This is a genomic window from Sphingomonas sp. Ant20 (assembly GCF_000783375.1).
GTDB lineage: Bacteria > Pseudomonadota > Alphaproteobacteria > Sphingomonadales > Sphingomonadaceae > Sphingomonas > Sphingomonas aerolata.
This window is the reverse complement of record NZ_JRVI01000237.1, coordinates 1-1,070: the sequence shown is the minus strand read 5'-3', so window position 1 is coordinate 1,070 and position 1,070 is coordinate 1. Positions and strand designations below refer to the sequence as shown.

1 protein-coding gene and 1 pseudogene are annotated in these 1,070 nt (G+C 70.9%); one reads left to right on the top strand and one right to left on the bottom strand.

What is annotated here, in order from left to right; genetic code table 11:
- Nucleotides 1-355: pseudogene (locus NI18_RS25270) on the top strand (hypothetical protein); the annotation flags it as partial.
- A 57-nt stretch (nucleotides 356-412) separates the two neighbouring features.
- Here the strand turns inward: NI18_RS25270 and NI18_RS19215 are convergent.
- Nucleotides 413-1,070, bottom strand: a 658-nt coding sequence (locus NI18_RS19215; RefSeq protein WP_037532425.1) for a M23 family metallopeptidase, incomplete at its 5' end; no start/stop codon positions are given.

The following is a 1,070-nucleotide window of genomic DNA, read 5'->3' as shown; positions in this document are numbered from 1 at the left end:
CTCCGCGCCGGACACCGCCGCGCGGCTCGCCTGTTTCGACCGCTCGGTCGCCGCGCTCGAACAGGCCGAAGCGAACCGGACGATCGTCATCATCGATCAGCAGCAGGTGCGCGAGACGCGACGCGCGGTGTTCGGCATCGCGCTCCCCGAGACGGGCCTGCTCGGCAAGGCCGAGGACCTGCCGCAGATCGAGGCGGTTCTCGCGGGTGCGTCGGTCGACGACTCCGGCCATTGGCGCTTCCAGCTCGCCGACGGCGCGCGCTGGATCCAGACCGACGACAATGTGATCGCCCGGCGCCGCGCGCGAAGGATGCGGTCGTCATCAAGCGCGCCGCACTCGGCAGTTTCCGGATGAGCGTCGGCGGTCAGCCCGCGGTCAAGGTCCGCCGCCTCAACTAGACGTCGCGCGCTCTTACTTCATCACCCCCGCCACCAGCAACGGATCGAGCTTCGCGTCCCCCCAGCGCAGGCTCCAGTGGAGATGCGGACCCGTCGCGCGGCCGCTATTGCCCACCGCGCCGACCGGCTGGCCCCGCGTCACCCGATCGCCCGGCTTCACGTCGATCCGCGACAGATGCAGGAACGCGCTGTTCAGCCCCATGCCGTGGTCGATCATCAGCAGATTGCCCTCCAGCGTGAAGGGGTGGTCCGCGGCCAGGATCACCACGCCGTCCGCGGGCGCGACCACGGTCGTCCCCGTCGGCCGCGCGATGTCGATCCCCGAATGATAGGATCCCGCCTCGCCATTGGCATAGACGCGCTGCGACCCGAACAACGTCGAGATCCGCCCCGTCACCGGCCAGACGAACGCCTGCCGCCAGCCGTCCGACAGCGCCGCGATCCGCCGCGCCGCGACGATCTGGGCCAGCTCACCGGGCCGGATCCGCGCGAATTCGGGCGCGGGGACCGGATATTTGGGCAGGCTCGACAGCCGCGAAATGTCCCAGCCGCGCGCCGCTATCATCAGCGGCTGCTGCACGACGCGCCCGTCCGCCAGCGTCGCGACGAGCATCGCCTGCGTGCCCGCATCACGGTCGAACCCCGCGACGAAGCGGCGATCGGGCGCGACC